Source organism: Mesorhizobium sp. B2-7-2 (assembly GCF_006440775.1).
Lineage (GTDB): Bacteria > Pseudomonadota > Alphaproteobacteria > Rhizobiales > Rhizobiaceae > Mesorhizobium.
In genome coordinates this window covers 69771-88496 of sequence record NZ_VFTZ01000011.1, presented here as the reverse complement: position 1 = coordinate 88496, position 18726 = coordinate 69771, and the positions used below count along the sequence as shown (strand labels likewise).

The following is an 18726-nucleotide window of genomic DNA, read 5'->3' as shown; positions in this document are numbered from 1 at the left end:
TTCGTGACATTTTCACCTGCCTTGGTCTAGTGTGCGCCGATAACCGAGAGGGCGGAGAAAAATCTGCTCTCCTACGCGGTCAAAGTCTTGGGAGGATGCGATCTAGGCGCGGTAACTCGCTGCCGCCGGACACCGGAAACGGATCGGACGCGTTTAAATTGCAAGGCCTTGTGCCTTGCATTTTTTTTGTGCAATCATCTGCTTAGCGCGATCATCTGCCAAACGGCATCAGCCACAGTTGGTCGCCGAATTCGGAAGCCGGCTTCCGAATTCAACCTTGGCGCGCGTATGCTGCTTAATACTTGGGGAGACTGTATCTTCAGCCTCAGTGATGGGCATTCGGACTAAAGTCCGGCATGATCCGCATGATATCGTCGAAGCTGAATCCCAGGCCCATCGTCAGGCCGTAGAGAATGCCCATCACGACCACCGTCACGATCGTCGCGCGGGCGAAGGCACGCAGCATATGCGGGCCGCGCGGTGCGCTGGAAACGGTGCCAAGCGTGACATCCTGGTCGTCGTCCTGGGTGCGCAGGCTGAACGGAAGGACGACGAACAGCACCAGCCACCAGGTGACGAAGAACAGCGCCGCGAACAGGATCCAGTTCATGCCTGCTCCAGTTCGACCAGCGTGCCGAAGAAATCCTTGGGATGCAGGAACAGCACCGGCTTGCCATGCGCGCCGATCTTCGGATTGCCATCGCCAAGCACGCGCGCGCCGCTTTGCTTCAAATGATCGCGAGCGGCCAGGATATCGTCGACCTCATAGCAGACGTGATGCATGCCGCCCGAAGGGTTCTTCTCGAGGAACGCGGCGATGGGCGATGCCTCGCCCAGCGGCTCCAGCAACTCGATCTTGGTGTTGCCGACATCGACGAACGCCACGCTCACACCATGCTCCGGAAGCGCTTGCGGCTCGCTCAGCCGCGCGCCCAGCGTATCGCGATAGGCGGCCATTGCCGCGGCCAGATCCGGCACGGCAAGCGCGACATGGTTCAGGCGTCCAAGCATTGGCGGTTTCCTCAGGCAGTAGGCAGTAGGCAGTAGGCAGTAGGCAGTAGAGAAGAAGCAAATTTGGCGAGCTAAAAAGCAATTGCCTTTCCTATTGCCTACTGCCTAATCCCTACTGCCTACTCCCTCATCTCGTAACAAACACCGTCACCAGCGGCTTCTTGCCCCAGGCTTCGTTGGCGGCGCCGCGCACTGCGCGGCGCACCGCCTCCTGCACCAGGTCGAGGTCTTTTCGGCGCTGACGCGGAATGGAGTCCACCGCGCCGATTGCCGCATCGAGCATCAGATCCTCCAGCGTCTCGCCGCGGGCATCCGCTTCGGCGACGCCGATCGCCACCAGGTCGGGGTCGCCGGCAAGCTCATATTTGTCGTCGAGCACGACATTGACCGCGACATGCCCGGCGAAGGAAAGCTTGCGACGGTCGCGTATGCCCATCGCCTGGTCGGTGCCGATCAGCGAGCCGTCCTTGTAGAGCCGGCCGAACGGCACCTGGTCGATGATCGTGGCAGGACCAGGCCAGAGCCTCAGCATGTCGCCGTCGCGCACCTGCGCCACCTGGCCGATGCCCGACATCGACATCAGCGAGCCCTGCGCCACCAGATGCGCCGCCTCGCCATGCACGGGAACGCCGATCTGCGGCCGCACCCATTCATACATTTTGCGCAATTCGCTGCGGCGCGGGTGGCCGGAGACATGCACCAGCGCGTCGCCGTCCTCGATGATCTTCATGCCGAGATCGATCAGCCGGTTCTTGATCTCGAGGATTCCCTTCTCGTTGCCGGGAATGGTGCGCGAGGAAAACACCACCGTATCGCCGGCCGTCAGCGCCACCGACTTCATCTCGTCGCGCGAAAGCTTGGCAAGGGCAGCCAGCGGCTCGCCCTGGCTGCCGGTGCAGATGATCACCAGGTTCTCGCGCGGGATATAACCATAGTCCTCCTCGGCGATGAACTCCGGCAGCCCGTCCATGTAGCCGAGCTCGCCCGCCACATCGATAACGCGCTTCAGCGATCGGCCGAGCACGAGGCATTGCCGGCCGGCATCGCGTGCCGCCTTGGCGATCGAGACGATGCGCCCGACATTGGAGGAGAAGGTCGTGACCGCAACGCGCCCCTTCGCGCTCTCGATGACTCCCTTGAGGCCTTCCCCGACAGCGACTTCCGACGGCGACTCCCCTTCCCTCAGCGCGTTGGTGGAATCGCAGATCAGCGCCAGCACGCCCTTGTCGCCATAGGCGCGGAAGCGTGCCTCGTCGGTCTTCGGGCCGATCGTCGGCGCCGGGTCTATCTTCCAGTCGCCGGTGTGGATGACGGCGCCGGCTGGCGTGGTGATCGCCAGCGACATCGGCTCGGGAATCGAATGCGCCACCGGAATGGCCTCGATCTCGAAAGGTCCGATGGTGAATTTCTCGCCGCCCCGGTAGATCGACGCAGGGATCTTCGGCGCGCCCTGCTCGCCCTGCCGCTTGGCTTCGAGCAGGCCGGCGGTGAACGGCGTCATCCAGACCGGGACTTTAAGCTTCGGCCAAATGTCGAGCAGCGCGCCGTAATGATCCTCATGCGCGTGGGTGATGACGATGCCGCGCAGGCCGTCGATATTCTCCTCGATGAAGCGCGTATCGGGAAGGATGAGATCAACGCCGGGATGTGCCGAGTCCGGAAAGGTGACGCCGACATCGACGATGATCCATTCGCGCGCGTCGGCGGGCCCATAGCCGTAAAGGGCGAAGTTCATGCCGATCTCGCCGACGCCGCCCAGCGGCGCGAAAACGAGCTCGGCGTTTTGTCTATTCGCCATCAATTCTTTCCTTCCTGGCCGCTTTGGCCAAGCCGTTGGCGCAATTCCGGGAAAAGCGTGTCACGGCTTTCCGCCCGGAATTGCGCAAGAACAAAATTATACGCGGGCCGAAGCGACCGCGCCGAAATGCACGTCGCCGGCCGCGATCGTCAAAACCGATCCCTCATCGTCGCGGATCACGAAACGGCAGTCCTCGTCAATGGTCTCGAAGATGCCGCGCACCACATTGCCGTCAATTCTGACGGCAACCTCGCCGCCGAGGCCGGCTGCGCGGGCAAGCCAGCGCCTTCTGATGGCATCGAGCCCGCGCCCGTCATCCCACATCCGGGCATTCTCGCTCCAGGCATCCGAAAGCGCCAGGAACAGGGTTTCGGCATCGCAAGTGGCGCCCAGCGCCTGCAGCGACGTCGCTGGATAAGGCAAATCCTCAGGGTAAGCCACGACGTTGACGCCGATGCCGATGGCGACGGCAAAGCGGCCGCCATCGAGCATCGCCGACTCCAACAGGATGCCGGCAAGCTTGGCGCCCGAAGCCAGCACATCGTTCGGCCATTTCAATTCGAAGCGGTTGCGACCCTGGCTTGCGCCATCCAAGGCGACGGCGATCCGGCCCTTCGGCACGACGGCGTCTAGCGCGTCGGCCAGTGCAAGCCCCGCGACAAAGCCGAGCGTCGCGGCAAGGCGGAGCTCGCCGCCCGGAACCAGAAGCAGCGTCGCTGCGAGATTGCCTTCGGGCGTTGCCCAGACACGGCCACGGCGGCCGCGGCCGCTTTCCTGCTTCTTCGAAACGACCCAGAGCTTGCCGGGATCGCCGGCGCGCGCGTGTTCCAGCGCCAGCCCGTTGGTCGAGCCGACGCTGTCATGCGCCTCGAGCCGGAACCCCTCCGACGCCGCGGTTGGAGCCAGCCGAAATGCCATCCCGTCAGAAGAAGGTCTTCGCAGCGGCTTCGGCATAGCTGCCGATCGGCCCGCCGATCAGCACATAGAACAGCACGAAGGCGCCGCTGACGCCGAGCACGAGGCGCAGCTCGCTGGCCATCGGCACAAAACCGCCGACCGGCTCGTCGAACCACATGATCTTGATGATGCGCAGATAATAGTAGGCGCCCACCACCGAGGCCAGCACGCCGATGATCGCCAGCGCGTAGAGATGCGCGTTGATGGCGGCAAGGAACACGTACCACTTCCCCCAGAAGCCTGCGAGCGGCGGAATGCCGGCCAGCGAGAACATCAGGATGGTGAGGATGGTGGCCATGAACGGATTGGTCGAGGCGAGACCGGAAAGATCGCTGATCTGCTCGACATTGCCTTCCTTGCGCCGCATGGCGAGAATGAAGGCGAAGGTGCCCAGCGTCATCACCAGATAGATCAGCATGTAGATGGCGACGCCGCGCACGCCGGCCTGGCTGTTGGCGGCAAGGCCGACCAGCGCATAGCCCATATGGCCGATCGAGGAATAGGCCATCAGGCGCTTGATGTTGGTCTGGCCGATGGCTGCGAAAGCGCCGAGCGCCATCGAGGCGATCGAGATGAAGACGACGATCTGCTGCCAGTCCGATGCGATCGGCTTGAAGGCGCCCATGGTGACGCGCACGATCAGCGCCATCGCCGCCATCTTCGGTGCGGCTGCCAGGAAGGCGGTGATCGGCGTCGGCGCCCCCTCGTAGACATCCGGCGTCCACATATGGAATGGCACGGCCGAGATCTTGAAGGCGAGGCCTGCCAGCACGAACACCAGGCCGAAGACGAGGCCGAGCTGACGCTCGCCGCTGCCAAGCGCAGTCGCGATTTCCTGGAAGCCGGTATTGCCGGTGTAGCCGTAAACGAGGCTGATGCCGTAGAGCAGCATGCCCGACGACAGCGCGCCGAGGACGAAGTATTTCAGGCCGGCTTCGGTCGAGCGCAGATTGTCGCGGTTGATCGCCGCCAGCACGTAGATCGCCAGCGACTGCAGCTCGAGCCCGAGATAGAGCCCGATCATGCCGTTGGCCGAGATCATCAACAGCATGCCCAGCGTGCAGAGCAGGATAAGAACCGGGAATTCGAACTTGTCGAAATGTTCCTGGCGCGCGAATCGCATCGACATGATCAGCGTCACCGCCGAGCCGATCAGCGCCAGCATCTTCATGAAGGCGCTGAAGGGATCCTGCACGAAGGCGCCGCCATAGGCGGAGCCCTGCGTGCCGGAGAAGGCAAGCCACAGTCCGGCCGCCGCCAGCACGACGACGGCCAGCCCGGTCACGGTCATGGTGTTGTTGGAGCGCGAATAGGCCCCGATCATCAGGAGCGCCAGCGCGCCGATGGCGAGAATCAGTTCCGGCGTCGAGAGCGAAAGGCTGGAGAGAAGGTCCGGCGTCATGGTCTATTCCCCAGTCAGTTCGCCGCCGCGGTCTGCGCGGAATTGATGGATGCGGTGACGTTGGTGACGAGCGTCTTGACCGACTGGGCCGTCGCGTCGAACACCGGCGCCGGGTAGACGCCGAAGAAGATGACCAGCACCACCAGCGGGTAGACAATCGCCTTCTCGCGCGGCGAGAGGTCGAGCAGGTTCTTCAGGCTGTCCTTGCTCAGCGCGCCGAAGATCAACCGGCGATAGAGCCACAGCGCGTAGGCCGCCGACAGGATGACGCCGGTGGCGGCGAAGAACGCCACCCAGGTGTTGACCTTGAACACCCCGAGCATGGTCAGGAATTCGCCGACGAACCCGCTGGTGCCGGGAAGGCCGACATTGGCCATGGTAAAAATCATGAACACGGTGGCGTATTTCGGCATGTTGTTGACCAGACCGCCATAGGCGTCGATCTCGCGCGTATGCATGCGGTCGTAGATGACGCCGACGCACAGGAACAGCGCGCCCGAGACGAGGCCGTGGCTGAGCATCTGGAAGATCGCGCCCTGCACGCCTTCCTGGTTCATCGCGAAGATGCCCATGGTGACGAAGCCCATATGCGCGACCGACGAATAGGCGATCAGCTTCTTCATGTCCTCCTGCATCAGCGCCACCAGCGAAGTGTAGATGATGGCAACAACCGAGAGCGTGAACACCAGCGGCGCGAACATCGCCGACGCCTCCGGGAACATCGGCAGCGAGAAGCGCAGGAAGCCGTACCCGCCCATCTTCAGCAGGATGCCGGCCAGGATGACGGAGCCCGCGGTCGGCGCCTCGACATGCGCGTCGGGCAGCCAGGTATGCACCGGCCACATCGGCATCTTCACCGCGAAGGAGGCGAAGAAGGCGAGCCACAGCCAGGTCTGCATGTTGGCCGGGAAATCATGCGTCAAAAGCGTCGGAATGTCGGTCGTGCCCGACTGGAAGAACATGGCCATGATGGCGAGCAGCATCAGCACCGAGCCGGCGAGCGTGTAGAGGAAGAACTTGAACGAGGCATAGACGCGCCGCTTGCCGCCCCAGACGCCGATGATGATGAACATCGGGATCAGGCCGGCCTCGAAGAAGACGTAGAACAGCACGATGTCGAGCGCGCAGAACACGCCGATCATCAACGTCTCGAGGATCAGGAAGGCAATCATATAGGCCTTGACCCGCTTCTCGATCGCATCCCAGGAGGCCAGTATGCAGAGCGGCATCAGGAAGGTGGTCAGGATGACGAACAGCATCGAGATGCCGTCGACGCCCATGTGGTAGGAAATGCCCGAATCCAGCCAGGCGTGCTTCTCGACGAACTGGAAGCCGGCCTGCGAATTGTCGAAGCCCGTCCAGATGAACAGCGAGACGACGAAGGTGAACGCCGTCGTGATGAATGCGATCGCGCGGATGTTGCGGCGCGCGTTTTCGCTGTCGTCGCTGATGAACAGGATGAGCAGAACACCAACCAGCGGCAGGAAGGTGACCAGCGAGAGGATTGGCCAGTCGGTCATCAGAGCATCATCCAGGTGACGAGAGCGGCCACGCCGATCAGCATGGCGAAGGCATAGTGGTAGAGATAGCCGGTCTGCAGCTTGACGACCCTGTTGGTGACGTCGACGACGCGCGCCGAGATGCCGTCGGGGCCGAGGCCGTCAATGACGGCGCCGTCGCCGGTCTTCCACAGGAACCTGCCGAGGCGCTTCGCCGGCCGCACGAACAAGAAGTCGTAGAGCTCGTCGAAATACCACTTGTTGAGCAGGAACGCATAAAGCAGGCGATGATTGGCGGCGACGCTTCGGGGAAGTTCCGGCGACCGGATATAAAATTTCCAGGCCACCGCAAGGCCGATCAGCATGGCGACGAACGGGGCGAGCTCGACCCAGAGCGGCAATTCGTGGATCTCACGCAGGATGTGGTTTTCCGGCAGCGTGAACAGCGAAGCCTTCCAGAATTCGGCGTAACCCTCGCCGATGAAGGCGCCGTGAAAGATGATACCGGCAAACAGCGCGCCGGCGGCCAGCACATAGAGCGGCACCAGCATCACCGGCGGCGATTCGTGGACATGGTGCATGACCTCGTGGCTGGCGCGCGGCTCGCCGTGGAAGGTCATGAAGATCAGCCGCCAGGAATAGAAGCTGGTGAAGCAGGCGGCGACCACCAGCAGGATAAAGGCGAAGCCGGCGACCGCATTGTGGCTGGCGAAGGAGGTCGCGATGATGGCGTCCTTGGAGAAGAAGCCGGCAGTGCCGATCACCGTTGCCGGAATGCCGACGCCGGTCAGCGCCAGCGTGCCGACGACCATCATCCAGTAGGTCGCCGGGATCAGCTTGCGCAGGCCGCCCATCTTGCGCATGTCCTGCTCGTCGGACACGGCATGGATGACAGAGCCGGAGCCGAGGAACAGCAGCGCCTTGAAGAAGGCATGCGTGAAAAGATGGAAGATCGCCGCGCCATAGGCGCCGACGCCGAGCGCCACGAACATGTAGCCGAGCTGCGAGCAGGTCGAATAGGCGATGACGCGCTTGATGTCGTTCTGGACGAGGCCGACGGTCGCCGCAAAGAAGGCGGTGAATGCGCCGATGAAAGTGACGACGGTCAGCGCCGAATGCGACAGCTCGAACAGCGGCGAAAGCCTCGCCAGCATGAACACGCCGGCGGTCACCATGGTCGCGGCGTGGATCAGCGCGGAGACCGGCGTCGGGCCTTCCATCGCGTCCGGCAGCCAGGTGTGCAGCGGCACCTGCGCCGACTTGCCCATGGCGCCCATGAAGAGCAGCAGGCAGACCACCGTCAGCGCCGTCTGCTTGTCGAGCGCTTGGCCGAGGAAGGTGAGCACGGCGGCACCCGCCGGCGCACCTTCGGCCGGCAGGAAGGATGCGGCATTGGCGAACACGGTACTCAGATTGACCGAGCCGAACAGTACGAACACGCCGAAGATGCCGAGCGCGAAGCCGAAGTCGCCGACGCGGTTGACGACGAAAGCCTTGATCGCCGCCGCATTGGCCGACGGCTTCTTGTACCAGAAGCCGATCAAGAGATATGAGGCGAGACCGACGCCTTCCCAGCCGAAGAACATCTGGATGAGGTTGTCGGCCGTCACCAGCATCAGCATCGCGAAGGTGAACAGCGACAGATAGGCGAAGAAACGCGGCCGGTTCGGATCGTAGTGCATGTAGCCGATCGAGTAGATGTGGACCAGCGCCGACACGGTGTTGACGACGACCAGCATCACCACCGTCAGCGTGTCGATCCTGAGCGCCCAGGAGGCGTCGATGCCGCCCGACTGGATCCAGCGCAGCACCGGCACGGTGAACACCTCGCCATGGCCGAAGCCGACGGTGAAGAAGGCAACCCACGACAGCACCGCCGCGATCACCAGGAAACCGGAGGTGATGTATTCGGAAGCCTTGGCGCCGAGCGAATTGCCGAACAGGCCGACAATCAGGAAGCCAAGCAGCGGAAGGAAGACGATAGCCTGATACATGGTGGTTTCCGTCAACCCTTCATCGCGCTCACGTCTTCGACCGCGATCGAGCCGCGGTTGCGGAAGAAGACGACAAGAATGGCAAGACCGATCGCCGCTTCAGCGGCTGCGACTGTCAGCACGAACAGGGCGAAGACCTGTCCGACGAGGTCGTGCAGCGCCGCCGAGAAAGCGACGAAGTTGATGTTGACCGCAAGCAGGATGAGCTCGATCGACATCAGGATGACGATGATGTTGCGGCGGTTCAGGAAGATGCCGAACACGCCGAGCGTGAACAGGATCGCCGATACGGTCAGATAATGTGCAATGCCGACGACCATCTCAGATGCCCTCGCCCGATTTGACCTTGCGGATTTCCATGCCCGTCGCCGGCGTGCGGGCGACCTGCGCGGCGATCGACTGCCGCTTGACGCCTTCCTTGTGGCGCAACGTCAAGACGATGGCGCCGATCATGGCGACCAGCAGCACCAGGCCGGAAATCTGGAAATAATAGAGGTAGTCCGTGTAGAGGATGTCGCCGAGCGCCGCCGTGTTGGAGCGCGTGGCGAGATCCGGCGTTGCCTTGGCTACCGTCGAGGCGAGCTGCGGCGCGAATGTGTAGCCGCCGAGCACGATGATCAGCTCCGCCGCCAGGATCAGCCCGACCAGCGCGCCGATCGGCGCGTATTGCAGCGCGCCCTCTTTCATCTCGGCGAAGTCGACGTCGAGCATCATGACGACGAACAGGAAAAGCACCATCACCGCGCCGACATAGACGACCAGCAGGATCATCGCCAGGAACTCGGCGCCGGTCAGCATGAACAGCCCCGCGGCGTTGAAGAAGGTGAGGATCAGGAACAGCACGGAATGCACGGGGTTGCGCGACGAAATGACCATGAAGGCCGACGCCACGGCGATAAAGGCGAAGAGGTAGAAAAAGGCCGCCTCTAGTCCACTCAGCATGGGGTTCCCCCGGGTTCCAAATTCCGACTCCGACCCGCCTCCGGTTCGAAACCGCGTGTTCCTTAGACGGACGACGTTGCGCCGTCCACTTTCTTGTTCCTTCTCCCCGTTTACGGGGAGAAGGTGGCCCGAAGGGCCGGATGAGGGTACGCCAAGTTTCCAGAAGCTGGCGCCGCCCCTCATCTGCCTGCCGGCATCTTCTCCCCGTAAACGGGGGAGAAGCCCGCTAATCACCTATACGGTGCATCCAGCGCGATGTTGCGCGCCAGCTCCCGCTCCCAGCGATCGCCGTTCGCGAGCAGCTTTTCCTTGTTGTAGTAGAGCTCCTCGCGCGTCTCGGTCGCGAATTCGAAATTCGGCCCTTCGACGATGGCGTCGACCGGGCAGGCTTCCTGGCAGAAGCCGCAATAGATGCACTTCACCATGTCGATGTCGTAGCGCACGGTGCGGCGCGTGCCGTCATTGCGGCGCGGGCCAGCCTCGATGGTGATGGCCTGCGCCGGACAGATCGCCTCGCAGAGCTTGCAGGCGATGCAGCGTTCCTCGCCGTTCGGATAGCGGCGCAGCGCATGCTCGCCGCGGAAACGCGGGCTGATCGGCCCCTTCTCATGCGGATAGTTGATCGTTTCCTTCGGCGCGAAGAATTGGCGCATCGACAGGAAGAAGGCGCTGACGAAATCCTTCAGCAGCAGCGATTTTGCGGCCTGGGCCAGAGCGGACATCACGCAAACCCCGTGATCTTGAGGAAGGCCGCGGTGGCGACAACCATGAACAGCGAGATCGGCAGGAACACCTTCCAGCCCAGCCGCATCAGCTGGTCGTAGCGGTAGCGCGGCACGAAAGCCTTCACCATGGAGAACATGAAGAACATCAGGCAGATCTTCAGCACGAACCAGATTACCCCCGGCACCCAGGTGAAGGGCGCGAAGTTGAACGGCGGCAGCCAGCCGCCGAGAAACAGGATGGTCGCCAGCGCGCACATCAGGACGACGGCGACATATTCGCCGAGGAAGAAGAGCAGGAACGGCGTCGACGAATATTCGACCATGTGGCCGGCGACGAGCTCCGATTCCGCTTCCACCAGGTCGAAAGGCGGGCGGTTCGTCTCGGCAAGCGCGGAGATGAAGAACACCACGAACATCGGCAACAGCGACAGCCAATGCCAGTCGAGGAAGGTGTTGGGCAGGCCGAGCCGCGTGCCGAGACCGTCCTGCTGCGACATGACGATGTCGGAGAGGTTGAGCGAGCCGACGGTGAGCAGCACGGTGACGATGACGAAGCCGATCGAGACTTCGTAGGAGACCATCTGCGCGGCCGAGCGCAGCGCGCCGAGGAACGGATATTTCGAGTTCGATGCCCAGCCGCCCATGATCACGCCATAGACCTCGAGCGAGGAGATGGCGAAGACATAGAGGATGCCGACATTGATGTTGGCGATCGCCCATCCCTCATTGACCGGAATGACAGCCCAGGCCGAAATCGCCAGCACCGCCGACACCAGCGGCGCCAGAAGGAACACGCCCTTGTTGGCGCCCGACGGGATCACCGGCTCCTTGAAGACGAATTTCAGAAGGTCGGCAAAGGCCTGCAGCGTTCCCCACGGACCGACGACGTTCGGCCCACGCCGCAATTGCACCGCCGCCCAGATCTTGCGGTCGGCATAAAGCAGATAGGCGACGCCGATCAGAAGCACGACGATCAGCACGATCGACTTCAACAGGATCAGCAGCGTCGGCAGCACATAGAAGGAGAAGAAGGTGTCCATGCTTATTCCGCCGCCTGCTTGAAGCCGCTCTTGGCCAGCGCCGAGCATTCGGCCATTACGGCCGACGCCCGCGCGATCGGGTTGGTCAGATAGAAGTCCTTCACCGGCGAGGTGAAGGTGCCCTTGTTAAGCCGGCCGCCGAGCTTCGCCACCTTGGCGATGTCGTCGCCGCTGCCCGCCTGCACTTGGTCGATGCGGGCGAGATGCGGGAATTCGCCATAGAGCTTGGCACGCAGCTGCGCCAGCGAATCGAAGGGCAGCTTCTTGCCGAGCACGTCGGAGAGCGCCCGCAGGATCGCCCAGTCCTCGCGCGCCTCGCCAGGGGCGAAGCCGGCGCGGTTGGTCTGCTGCACGCGGCCTTCCGTGTTGACATAGGTGCCCGACTTCTCGGTGTAGGCCGCGGCCGGCAGGATGACATTGGCGCGGTGCGCGCCGGCATCGCCATGCGTGCCGATATAGACGACGAAGGCGCCGCCGGTCTTGGCCATGTCGATCTCGTCCGCGCCGAGCAGGAAGAGCACATCGGTGTCGCCCAGCATGCCGGCGACGTTCTTGCCGCCCTCGCCCGGCACGAAGCCGACATCGAGGCCGCCTACTCTTGCCGCTGCGTTGTGCAGCACCGCAAATCCGTTCCACTCGGCTGTGACCGCGTTGACGGCAGCCGCGAGCCTGGCTGCCTGGCCGAGCACCGCTGCGCCGTCGGTGCGCGCCAGCGCGCCCTGGCCCACGATGATCAGCGGATGCGTGGCCTTGCTCAGCACCTCAAAGAACTTGCCGTTGCCGTCGGCAAGATCCTTGAGCGATTCCGGGCCGGCGCCGATCAGCTCATAGTCGTAGCGTGTGTCGCCGATCTCGCCGATGACGCCGACCGGCAGATTGCCGACGCGCCAGCGCTTGCGGATGCGAGCGTTGAGCACCGAGGCCTCGAAGCGCGGATTGGCGCCGATGATCAGCACCGCATCGGCCTGCTCGATGCCTTCGATGGTCGGGTTGAAGATGTAGCTGGCGCGGCCGAGCGACGGATCGAGCGCGGCACCGTCCTGGCGGCAGTCGACGTTCTTCGAGCCGAGCGCCGCCATCAGCAGCTTAAGCGCGTAGATTTCCTCGACCGCGGCGAGATCGCCGGCGATGGCGCCGATCCGCTCGGGCGCGGTCTTTGCAACCTCGTCCTTGATCGCTGCGAAGGCTTCCGCCCAGCTTGCCGAAACGAGCCTGCCGTTCTTGCGCACGTAAGGGCGGTCTAGGCGCTGCGTGCGCAGGCCGTCCCAGATGAAGCGGGTCTTGTCGGAGATCCACTCCTCGTTCACCGCCTCGTTGACGCGCGGCAGGATGCGCATCACTTCGCGACCGCGGCTGTCGACGCGGATCGCCGAGCCGACGGCGTCCATGACGTCGATCGATTCCGTCTTCGTCAGCTCCCACGGCCGCGCCTGGAAGGCGAACGGCTTGGAGGTCAGCGCGCCGACCGGGCACAGATCGATGACATTGCCCTGCAGCTCCGACGTCATCGCCTGTTCGAGATAGGTGGTGATCTCGGCATCCTCGCCGCGGCCGATCAGGCCGAGCTCGGAAATGCCGGCGACCTCGGTGGTGAAGCGGACGCAGCGCGTGCAATGGATGCAGCGGTTCATCACCGTCTTGACCAGCGGGCCTATATACTTGTCCTCGACCGCACGCTTGTTCTCGTGATAGCGCGAGGAATCGACGCCGAAGGCCATCGCCTGGTCCTGCAGGTCACATTCGCCGCCCTGGTCGCAGATCGGACAATCGAGCGGATGGTTGATCAGCAGGAATTCCATCACGCCTTCGCGGGCCTTCTTGACCATCGGCGTGTTGGTGAAGATTTCCGGCGGCTCGCCATTCGGGCCCGGGCGCAGGTCGCGCACGCCCATGGCGCAGGAGGCCTGCGGCTTGGGCGGACCGCCCTTTACCTCGATCAGGCACATGCGGCAATTGCCGGCGATCGACAGCCGCTCGTGGAAGCAGAAGCGCGGCACTTCCGCGCCGGCGTCCTCGGCCGCCTGCAGCAGCGTGTAATGGTCGGGTACCGTGATCTCTTTCCCGTCGACCTTTAGCTTTGCCATTCGCCTCAAACCTCTGCGGATGTCCCGCAATCTATCCTTCCGGGCGCGACTGAAGCCGCGCCCGGCATTTCAATTCACTTCTTCGCGGCAAGCGCCGCGGCCTGGGCAGTCCAGTTGTCGCGGCCGATACGGCCGGCGAGCGACAGGTAATCTTCCACCCAGGCGATCTCTTCCGACGTCCAGGCGGCGATCTGGCCATAGGTCCAGATGCCGAGACCGTTGAGCACCTTTTCCAGCTTCGGTCCGATACCCGAAATCGCCTTCAGGTCCGACGGCTTCGCCGGCTTGTCGACGGCCTTAGGCTGCCTGAAATCCTCGGGCATCAGCCCCGTTGCAGCCGGTTGGGCGACAATATCGGCCCCGGTCGCGTCGAGCGCTTTCTCGGTCGCGTTCGCCGCTATGTCGGTCACATCCTGGGCGAAGGTCTGAGCCCTGGCGATCAACGTCTCGGTCGCCTTGCGCGCCTTGGAGGCGTTGGCGGCCGCTTCGTGCTGCGCCTCGAGATCGTCGAGGAAAGGCTGGAACATGCGCTGCGAAGCCTCCAGCGCGCCGGTGAACGCGCCCATCCACATGCCGACGGCGTGGTTGGCCAGACCGATGCTGAGCGCCGACATCGCGGCGGCACCCGCGACTGGATGCGCCAGAAGGTTGACGGCGCTGGCCATCTCCTTCGGCATCATCTTGGTCAGGTCCTGGTTCATCTTCTCGAGTTGGTCCAAATCAGGCACGAACGGATAGGGTATCGAATACGGCGCCATAGAGATCTCCTGGTCGTTTCTTCGTATGCCCGCCCCAGTTTTTTAGTCTTCGGGCCAAGCCCGTATTTCGTAGTCTTATTCCGCCGCCACCATCACCGGCTCGACCCGGTGCGCGTTGCGCGAAAACTCGTCGATGCGGCGTTCCACCTCGCCGCGGAAATGCCGCATCAGGCCCTGGATCGGCCAGGCAGCCGCGTCGCCCAGCGCGCAGATCGTGTGGCCCTCGACCTGCTTGGTGACGTCGAGCAGCATGTCGATCTCGCGCTTCTGCGCCTCTCCGCGCACCAGCCGTTCCATCACCCGCCACATCCAGCCGGTGCCTTCGCGGCACGGCGTGCACTGGCCGCAGCTCTCATGCTTGTAGAAGTAGGACAGCCTGGCGATCGCCTTCACGATATCCGTCGACTTGTCCATGACGATGACGGCGGCCGTGCCGAGGCCGGATTTCAGGTCGCGCAGCGCGTCGAAATCCATCGGCGCGTCCATGATCTGCTCGGCCGGCACCAGCGGCACCGAAGCGCCGCCCGGAATGACCGCGAGCAGATTGTCCCAGCCGCCGCGGATGCCGCCGCAATGTGTCTCGATCAGCTCGCGGAACGGGATCGACATCGCTTCTTCGAAGGTGCACGGATTGTTGACGTGGCCGGACACGCAGAACAGCTTGGTGCCGGCATTGTTCGGGCGGCCGAAGGACGAGAACCAGGCGGCGCCCCGGCGCAGGATGGTCGGCGCCACCGCGATCGATTCGACGTTGTTGACGGTGGTCGGGCAGCCATAGAGGCCGACATTGGCCGGGAATGGCGGCTTCAGCCGCGGCTGGCCCTTCTTGCCTTCCAGGCTTTCGAGCAGCGCCGTCTCCTCGCCGCAGATATAGGCGCCGGCGCCATGATGCATGTAGATGTCGAAGTCGTAGCCGGACGTGTTGTTCTTGCCGATCAGCTTGGCCGCGTAAGCCTCGTCGATGGCGCGCTGCAGCGCCTCGCGCTCGCGGATGAACTCGCCGCGCACGTAGATGTAGGCTGCGATCGCACCCATGGCGAAGCCGGCGACCAGTGCGCCCTCGACCAGCGTGTGCGGATCGTTGCGCAGGATATCGCGGTCCTTGCAGGTGCCGGGCTCGGATTCGTCGGCATTGATGACGAGATAGCTCGGCCGTCCATCGCTCTGCTTGGGCATGAACGACCATTTCAACCCGGTCGGGAAGCCGGCGCCGCCACGGCCGCGCAGGCCGGACGCCTTCATTTCATTGATGATCCAGTCGCGCCCCTTGGCGACGAGGCCTGGCGTGTCGTCCCAGATGCCGCGCGACTGCGCGCCGGCCAGCGACTTGTCGAACAGGCCGTAGATGTTGGTGAAGATGCGGTCTTTGTCCTGAAGCATTTTTCGTCCCTCAGACCGGCTTCTTGCCGAAGACGCGGATGTATTCGGCGACGCCGCCCTTGGCGAGCGCCTTGGCCTGCTTCACCCAGTCGTCGCGCTCGATGCGGCCGCGGAAATTGAGATAGCCGTCGACCCATTCGCGCTCGGCCTTCTTCCAGGCGGCGACCTGCGCGAAGGTGTAGATGCCCAGCGAATGCAGGGTGCCTTCGATCTTCGGGCCGACGCCTGAGATCAGCTTGAGATCGTCGACCGTTGCCGGGCGCTCGATGCCGGCCGGCCGGTTCTTGTCGTCGAGCGAAGGTTTCGCCGTCTTGGCGACAGGCTGCTTGGTTTCCGGCGCCTTGAAAGCGGTGGCCGGCTCGGCCTTGGTCTTCGGCCCGCTGCGCGGCTTTGAAACCGCCTCGACTTCCGGAGCGGCCTGGTTGGCGTTGGCGGCCGAATGACGCGGCGCCCTGACGCTGGCGCCGTTCTCGGTGGCCGGGGCGACCTTGACCGGCGACGGCGTGTTGAGCGCCGGGCTGGTTTCAGCCGCATGGGTCTTCGGCTTGCTGGATTTTGACGGTCCAACCGGGCCAGAGGCGGCCGGAGCTGGCGCCGAGCTTGCCGGCGCAGCGGGTGCCGGGGCTGCGGCGGAAGCTACAGGCGGCGCCGACGCGAGAGCTTCCTTGGCGGCTTTCGCCGCCGCCCTGGCTTCCTTGTCGCGCGTCGACTTCAGGATCGCCTTTTCGCTGGTCAGCGTCGTCAGCCCGGTAGCCGGCTCGGACCCGTGGCGGCCGTTCTGCGGACCAGGCTTCACCTCGGCGCCCTTGCCGGCGTCGTAGAGATCGATGATCTCGGTCAGCCGCTCAGGCGTCAGGTCCTCGAAAGTGTCCTTGAAGATCATGACCATCGGCGCGTTGACGCAGGCGCCGAGGCATTCGACCTCCTCCCACGACAGCGTGCCCTTATCGTTGGTGTGGAACTGGTCGTGATGGATTTTCGAACGGCACACATCCATCAGCGCTTCCGAGCCGCGCAGCATGCAGGGCGTGGTGCCGCAGACCTGGATATGGGCGCGCGTGCCGACCGGATTGAGCTGGTACTGCGTGTAGAAGGTCGCGACCTCGAGGCCGCGGATGCGCGGCATGCCGAGCATGTCCGAGATCGTCTCGATCGCCGCTTTGGTGACCCAGCCTTCCTGCTCCTGCGCAATCATCAGCAGCGGGATGATCGCCGACTGCTCGCGCCCTTTCGGATATTTGGCGATCCACTGCTGTGCGGCTGCCGCGTTCGCCTCGTTGAAGGCGAAGGTGGCTGGCTGGAGGCTGGCTTCTGCAAGACGGCGGACTGACATTAGCGATCGACCTCACCAAACACGATGTCGAGGGAGCCAAGCACGGCGGTGACGTCGGCCAGCATGTGGCCGCGGCACAGGAAATCCATGGCTTGCAGATGCGCGAAACCGGGGGCGCGCAGCTTGCAGCGATAGGGCTTGTTGGTGCCGTCGGAGACCAGGTAGACGCCGAATTCGCCCTTCGGCGCCTCGACGGCCGCATAGACCTCGCCGGCCGGCACGCGGTAGCCCTCGGTATAGAGCTTGAAGTGATGGATCAGCGCTTCCATCGAGCGCTTCATTGCAGCGCGCTTCGGCGGCACGACCTTGCCGTCGAGGTTCGACACCGGGCCGGCGCTTTCCTTGCCCAACAAGAGATCGACGCATTGGCGCATGATCCTGGCCGACTGGCGCATCTCTTCCATACGCACCAGGTAACGGTCGTAGCAGTCGCCGTTCTTGCCGATCGGAATGTCGAAATCCATCTCGGAATAGCATTCATAGGGCTGCGATTTGCGCAGGTCCCAGGCAGCGCCCGAGCCGCGCACCATCACGCCCGAAAAGCCCCAGGCCCAGGCGTCGGCCAGCGACACGATGCCGATATCGACATTGCGCTGCTTGAAGATGCGGTTGCCGGTCAAGAGCGCGTCGAGATCGTCGATCGACTTCAGGAACGGGTCGATCCACTTGCCGATGTCCTCGACCAGCTTCTGCGGCAGGTCCTGGTGCACGCCGCCCGGCCGGAAATAGGCCGCATGCATGCGCGAACCGCTAGCGCGCTCATAGAACACCATCAGCTTTTCGCGCTCGACGAAGCCCCACAGCGGCGGCGTCAGCGCGCCGACGTCCATGGCCTGCGTCGTCACATTCAAGATGTGCGACATGATGCGGCCCATCTCGGAATAGAGCACGCGGATCAGCTGACCGCGCTTCGGCACCTCGATGCCGAGCAGGCGCTCGGCCGCGAGCGCAAAGGCATGCTCCTGGTTCATCGGCGCGCAATAATCCAGCCGGTCGAGATAGGGCACTGCCTGCAGATAGGTCTTGGCCTCGATCAGCTTCTCGGTGCCGCGATGCAGCAGACCGATATGCGGATCGACGCGGTCGACCACTTCGCCGTCCAGCTCCAGCACCAGGCGCAAAACGCCATGCGCCGCAGGATGCTGCGGACCGAAGTTGATGTTGAAGTTGCGGACGGAGGTTTCAGCCATGGGTCGCCCTACTGCTTCGCCTTCTCATCCCCCGGCAGGACGTAGTCCGTCCCTTCCCAGGGAGAAAGAAAATCGAAATTGCGGAATTCCTGCTTGAGCTCGACCGGCTCGTAGATCACCCGCTTGGCCTCGTCGTCGTAGCGAACCTCGACGAAACCGGTCAGCGGGAAATCCTTGCGCAGCGGATGGCCCTCGAAACCATAATCGGTGAGAATGCGGCGCAGGTCCGGATGGCCCGAGAACAGCACGCCGTAAAGGTCGTAGGTCTCGCGCTCGAACCAGTCGGCGCCCGGATAGACGCCGGTCAGCGACGGCACCAGCGTCTCCTCGTCGGCCTGGACCTTGAGGCGGACGCGCGCATTCTGCTTCGGCGACAGGAGGTGATAGACGACGTCGAAGCGCCTGGCGCGCGACGGGTAGTCCGCTCCGCAGACATCGATGATCGAGATGAACTGGCAGCGCGGATCGTCGCGCAGGAAGGTCGCCACCTCGATCAGATTGCCCGGTTCCACCGAAACCGTCAGCTCGCCATACGCAATCACGGCTTCGCCGATGCGGCCGGAGAGCTTCTCGCCGAGATAGGTGGAGAGTTCATTCAACGCCAGGGTCATCG

At 63.6% G+C, this 18726-nt stretch carries 17 protein-coding genes; all 17 read right to left on the bottom strand.

Features of this window, described 5'->3' with window-relative positions:
• Positions 1-325: 325 nt before the first annotated feature.
• Positions 326-610 carry a DUF1467 family protein gene (locus tag FJ425_RS16950; protein ID WP_095764873.1) on the bottom strand — a complete coding sequence of 95 codons (285 nt, stop codon included), beginning with the start codon at positions 608-610 and terminating at the stop codon, positions 326-328.
• On the bottom strand, positions 607-1011 hold the full coding sequence (mce, locus tag FJ425_RS16945; protein WP_140542006.1) for a methylmalonyl-CoA epimerase: 405 nt from the start codon (positions 1009-1011) through the stop codon (positions 607-609). Before mce ends, FJ425_RS16950 begins: the two co-directional genes overlap by 4 nt.
• 127 nt (positions 1012-1138) lie before the next feature.
• On the bottom strand, positions 1139-2809 hold the full coding sequence (locus tag FJ425_RS16940; RefSeq protein ID WP_140724976.1) for a ribonuclease J: 1671 nt from the start codon (positions 2807-2809) through the stop codon (positions 1139-1141).
• A gap of 96 nt (positions 2810-2905) precedes the next feature.
• A complete protein-coding gene (locus FJ425_RS16935) occupies positions 2906-3727 on the bottom strand; it encodes a biotin--[acetyl-CoA-carboxylase] ligase (protein ID WP_140724973.1) in 822 nt (273 codons plus the stop codon).
• A gap of 4 nt (positions 3728-3731) precedes the next feature.
• Positions 3732-5168 (bottom strand): NADH-quinone oxidoreductase subunit NuoN, encoded by a 1437-nt coding sequence (nuoN, locus tag FJ425_RS16930; protein ID WP_140724971.1) that lies wholly within the window; start codon positions 5166-5168, stop codon positions 3732-3734.
• Positions 5169-5182: 14 nt separating this feature from the next.
• Positions 5183-6688, bottom strand: a complete 1506-nt coding sequence (locus tag FJ425_RS16925) for an NADH-quinone oxidoreductase subunit M (RefSeq protein ID WP_140724968.1) — start codon at positions 6686-6688, stop codon at positions 5183-5185.
• Complete coding sequence (nuoL, locus tag FJ425_RS16920) at positions 6688-8661, bottom strand: NADH-quinone oxidoreductase subunit L (RefSeq protein ID WP_140724964.1); 1974 nt, start codon at positions 8659-8661, stop codon at positions 6688-6690. The genes FJ425_RS16925 and nuoL overlap by 1 nt, the downstream gene beginning before the upstream one ends.
• Before the next feature lie 11 nt (positions 8662-8672).
• A complete protein-coding gene (nuoK, locus tag FJ425_RS16915; protein ID WP_027168992.1) occupies positions 8673-8981 on the bottom strand; it encodes an NADH-quinone oxidoreductase subunit NuoK in 309 nt (102 codons plus the stop codon).
• Position 8982: 1 nt separating this feature from the next.
• Complete coding sequence (locus FJ425_RS16910; RefSeq protein WP_140724960.1) at positions 8983-9603, bottom strand: NADH-quinone oxidoreductase subunit J; 621 nt, start codon at positions 9601-9603, stop codon at positions 8983-8985.
• A gap of 230 nt (positions 9604-9833) precedes the next feature.
• Positions 9834-10325 (bottom strand): NADH-quinone oxidoreductase subunit NuoI, encoded by a 492-nt coding sequence (nuoI, locus tag FJ425_RS16905; RefSeq protein ID WP_095764866.1) that lies wholly within the window; start codon positions 10323-10325, stop codon positions 9834-9836.
• A complete protein-coding gene (nuoH, locus tag FJ425_RS16900; protein ID WP_140724957.1) occupies positions 10325-11368 on the bottom strand; it encodes an NADH-quinone oxidoreductase subunit NuoH in 1044 nt (347 codons plus the stop codon). The genes nuoI and nuoH overlap by 1 nt, the downstream gene beginning before the upstream one ends.
• Positions 11369-11370: 2 nt before the next feature.
• Positions 11371-13452 carry an NADH-quinone oxidoreductase subunit NuoG gene (gene nuoG / locus FJ425_RS16895; RefSeq protein WP_140626974.1) on the bottom strand — a complete coding sequence of 694 codons (2082 nt, stop codon included), beginning with the start codon at positions 13450-13452 and terminating at the stop codon, positions 11371-11373.
• Between the two features lie 74 nt (positions 13453-13526).
• The gene (locus tag FJ425_RS16890) at positions 13527-14210 is read right to left on the bottom strand and encodes an NADH-ubiquinone dehydrogenase (RefSeq protein WP_095764863.1); all 684 of its coding nucleotides are present in this window, start codon (positions 14208-14210) and stop codon (positions 13527-13529) included.
• Positions 14211-14285: 75 nt separating this feature from the next.
• Positions 14286-15590 carry an NADH-quinone oxidoreductase subunit NuoF gene (gene nuoF, locus FJ425_RS16885; RefSeq protein WP_140545670.1) on the bottom strand — a complete coding sequence of 435 codons (1305 nt, stop codon included), beginning with the start codon at positions 15588-15590 and terminating at the stop codon, positions 14286-14288.
• Between the two features lie 10 nt (positions 15591-15600).
• The gene (locus FJ425_RS16880; RefSeq protein ID WP_140626972.1) at positions 15601-16923 is read right to left on the bottom strand and encodes an NADH-quinone oxidoreductase subunit E; all 1323 of its coding nucleotides are present in this window, start codon (positions 16921-16923) and stop codon (positions 15601-15603) included.
• Positions 16923-18113: an NADH-quinone oxidoreductase subunit D gene (locus tag FJ425_RS16875; RefSeq protein WP_140545668.1), complete on the bottom strand. Its 1191-nt coding sequence runs from the start codon at positions 18111-18113 to the stop codon at positions 16923-16925. The genes FJ425_RS16880 and FJ425_RS16875 overlap by 1 nt, the downstream gene beginning before the upstream one ends.
• An 8-nt stretch (positions 18114-18121) precedes the next feature.
• Positions 18122-18724, bottom strand: coding sequence for an NADH-quinone oxidoreductase subunit C (locus FJ425_RS16870; RefSeq protein ID WP_140626970.1), 603 nt, complete (start codon positions 18722-18724; stop codon positions 18122-18124).
• Positions 18725-18726 lie beyond the last annotated feature (2 nt).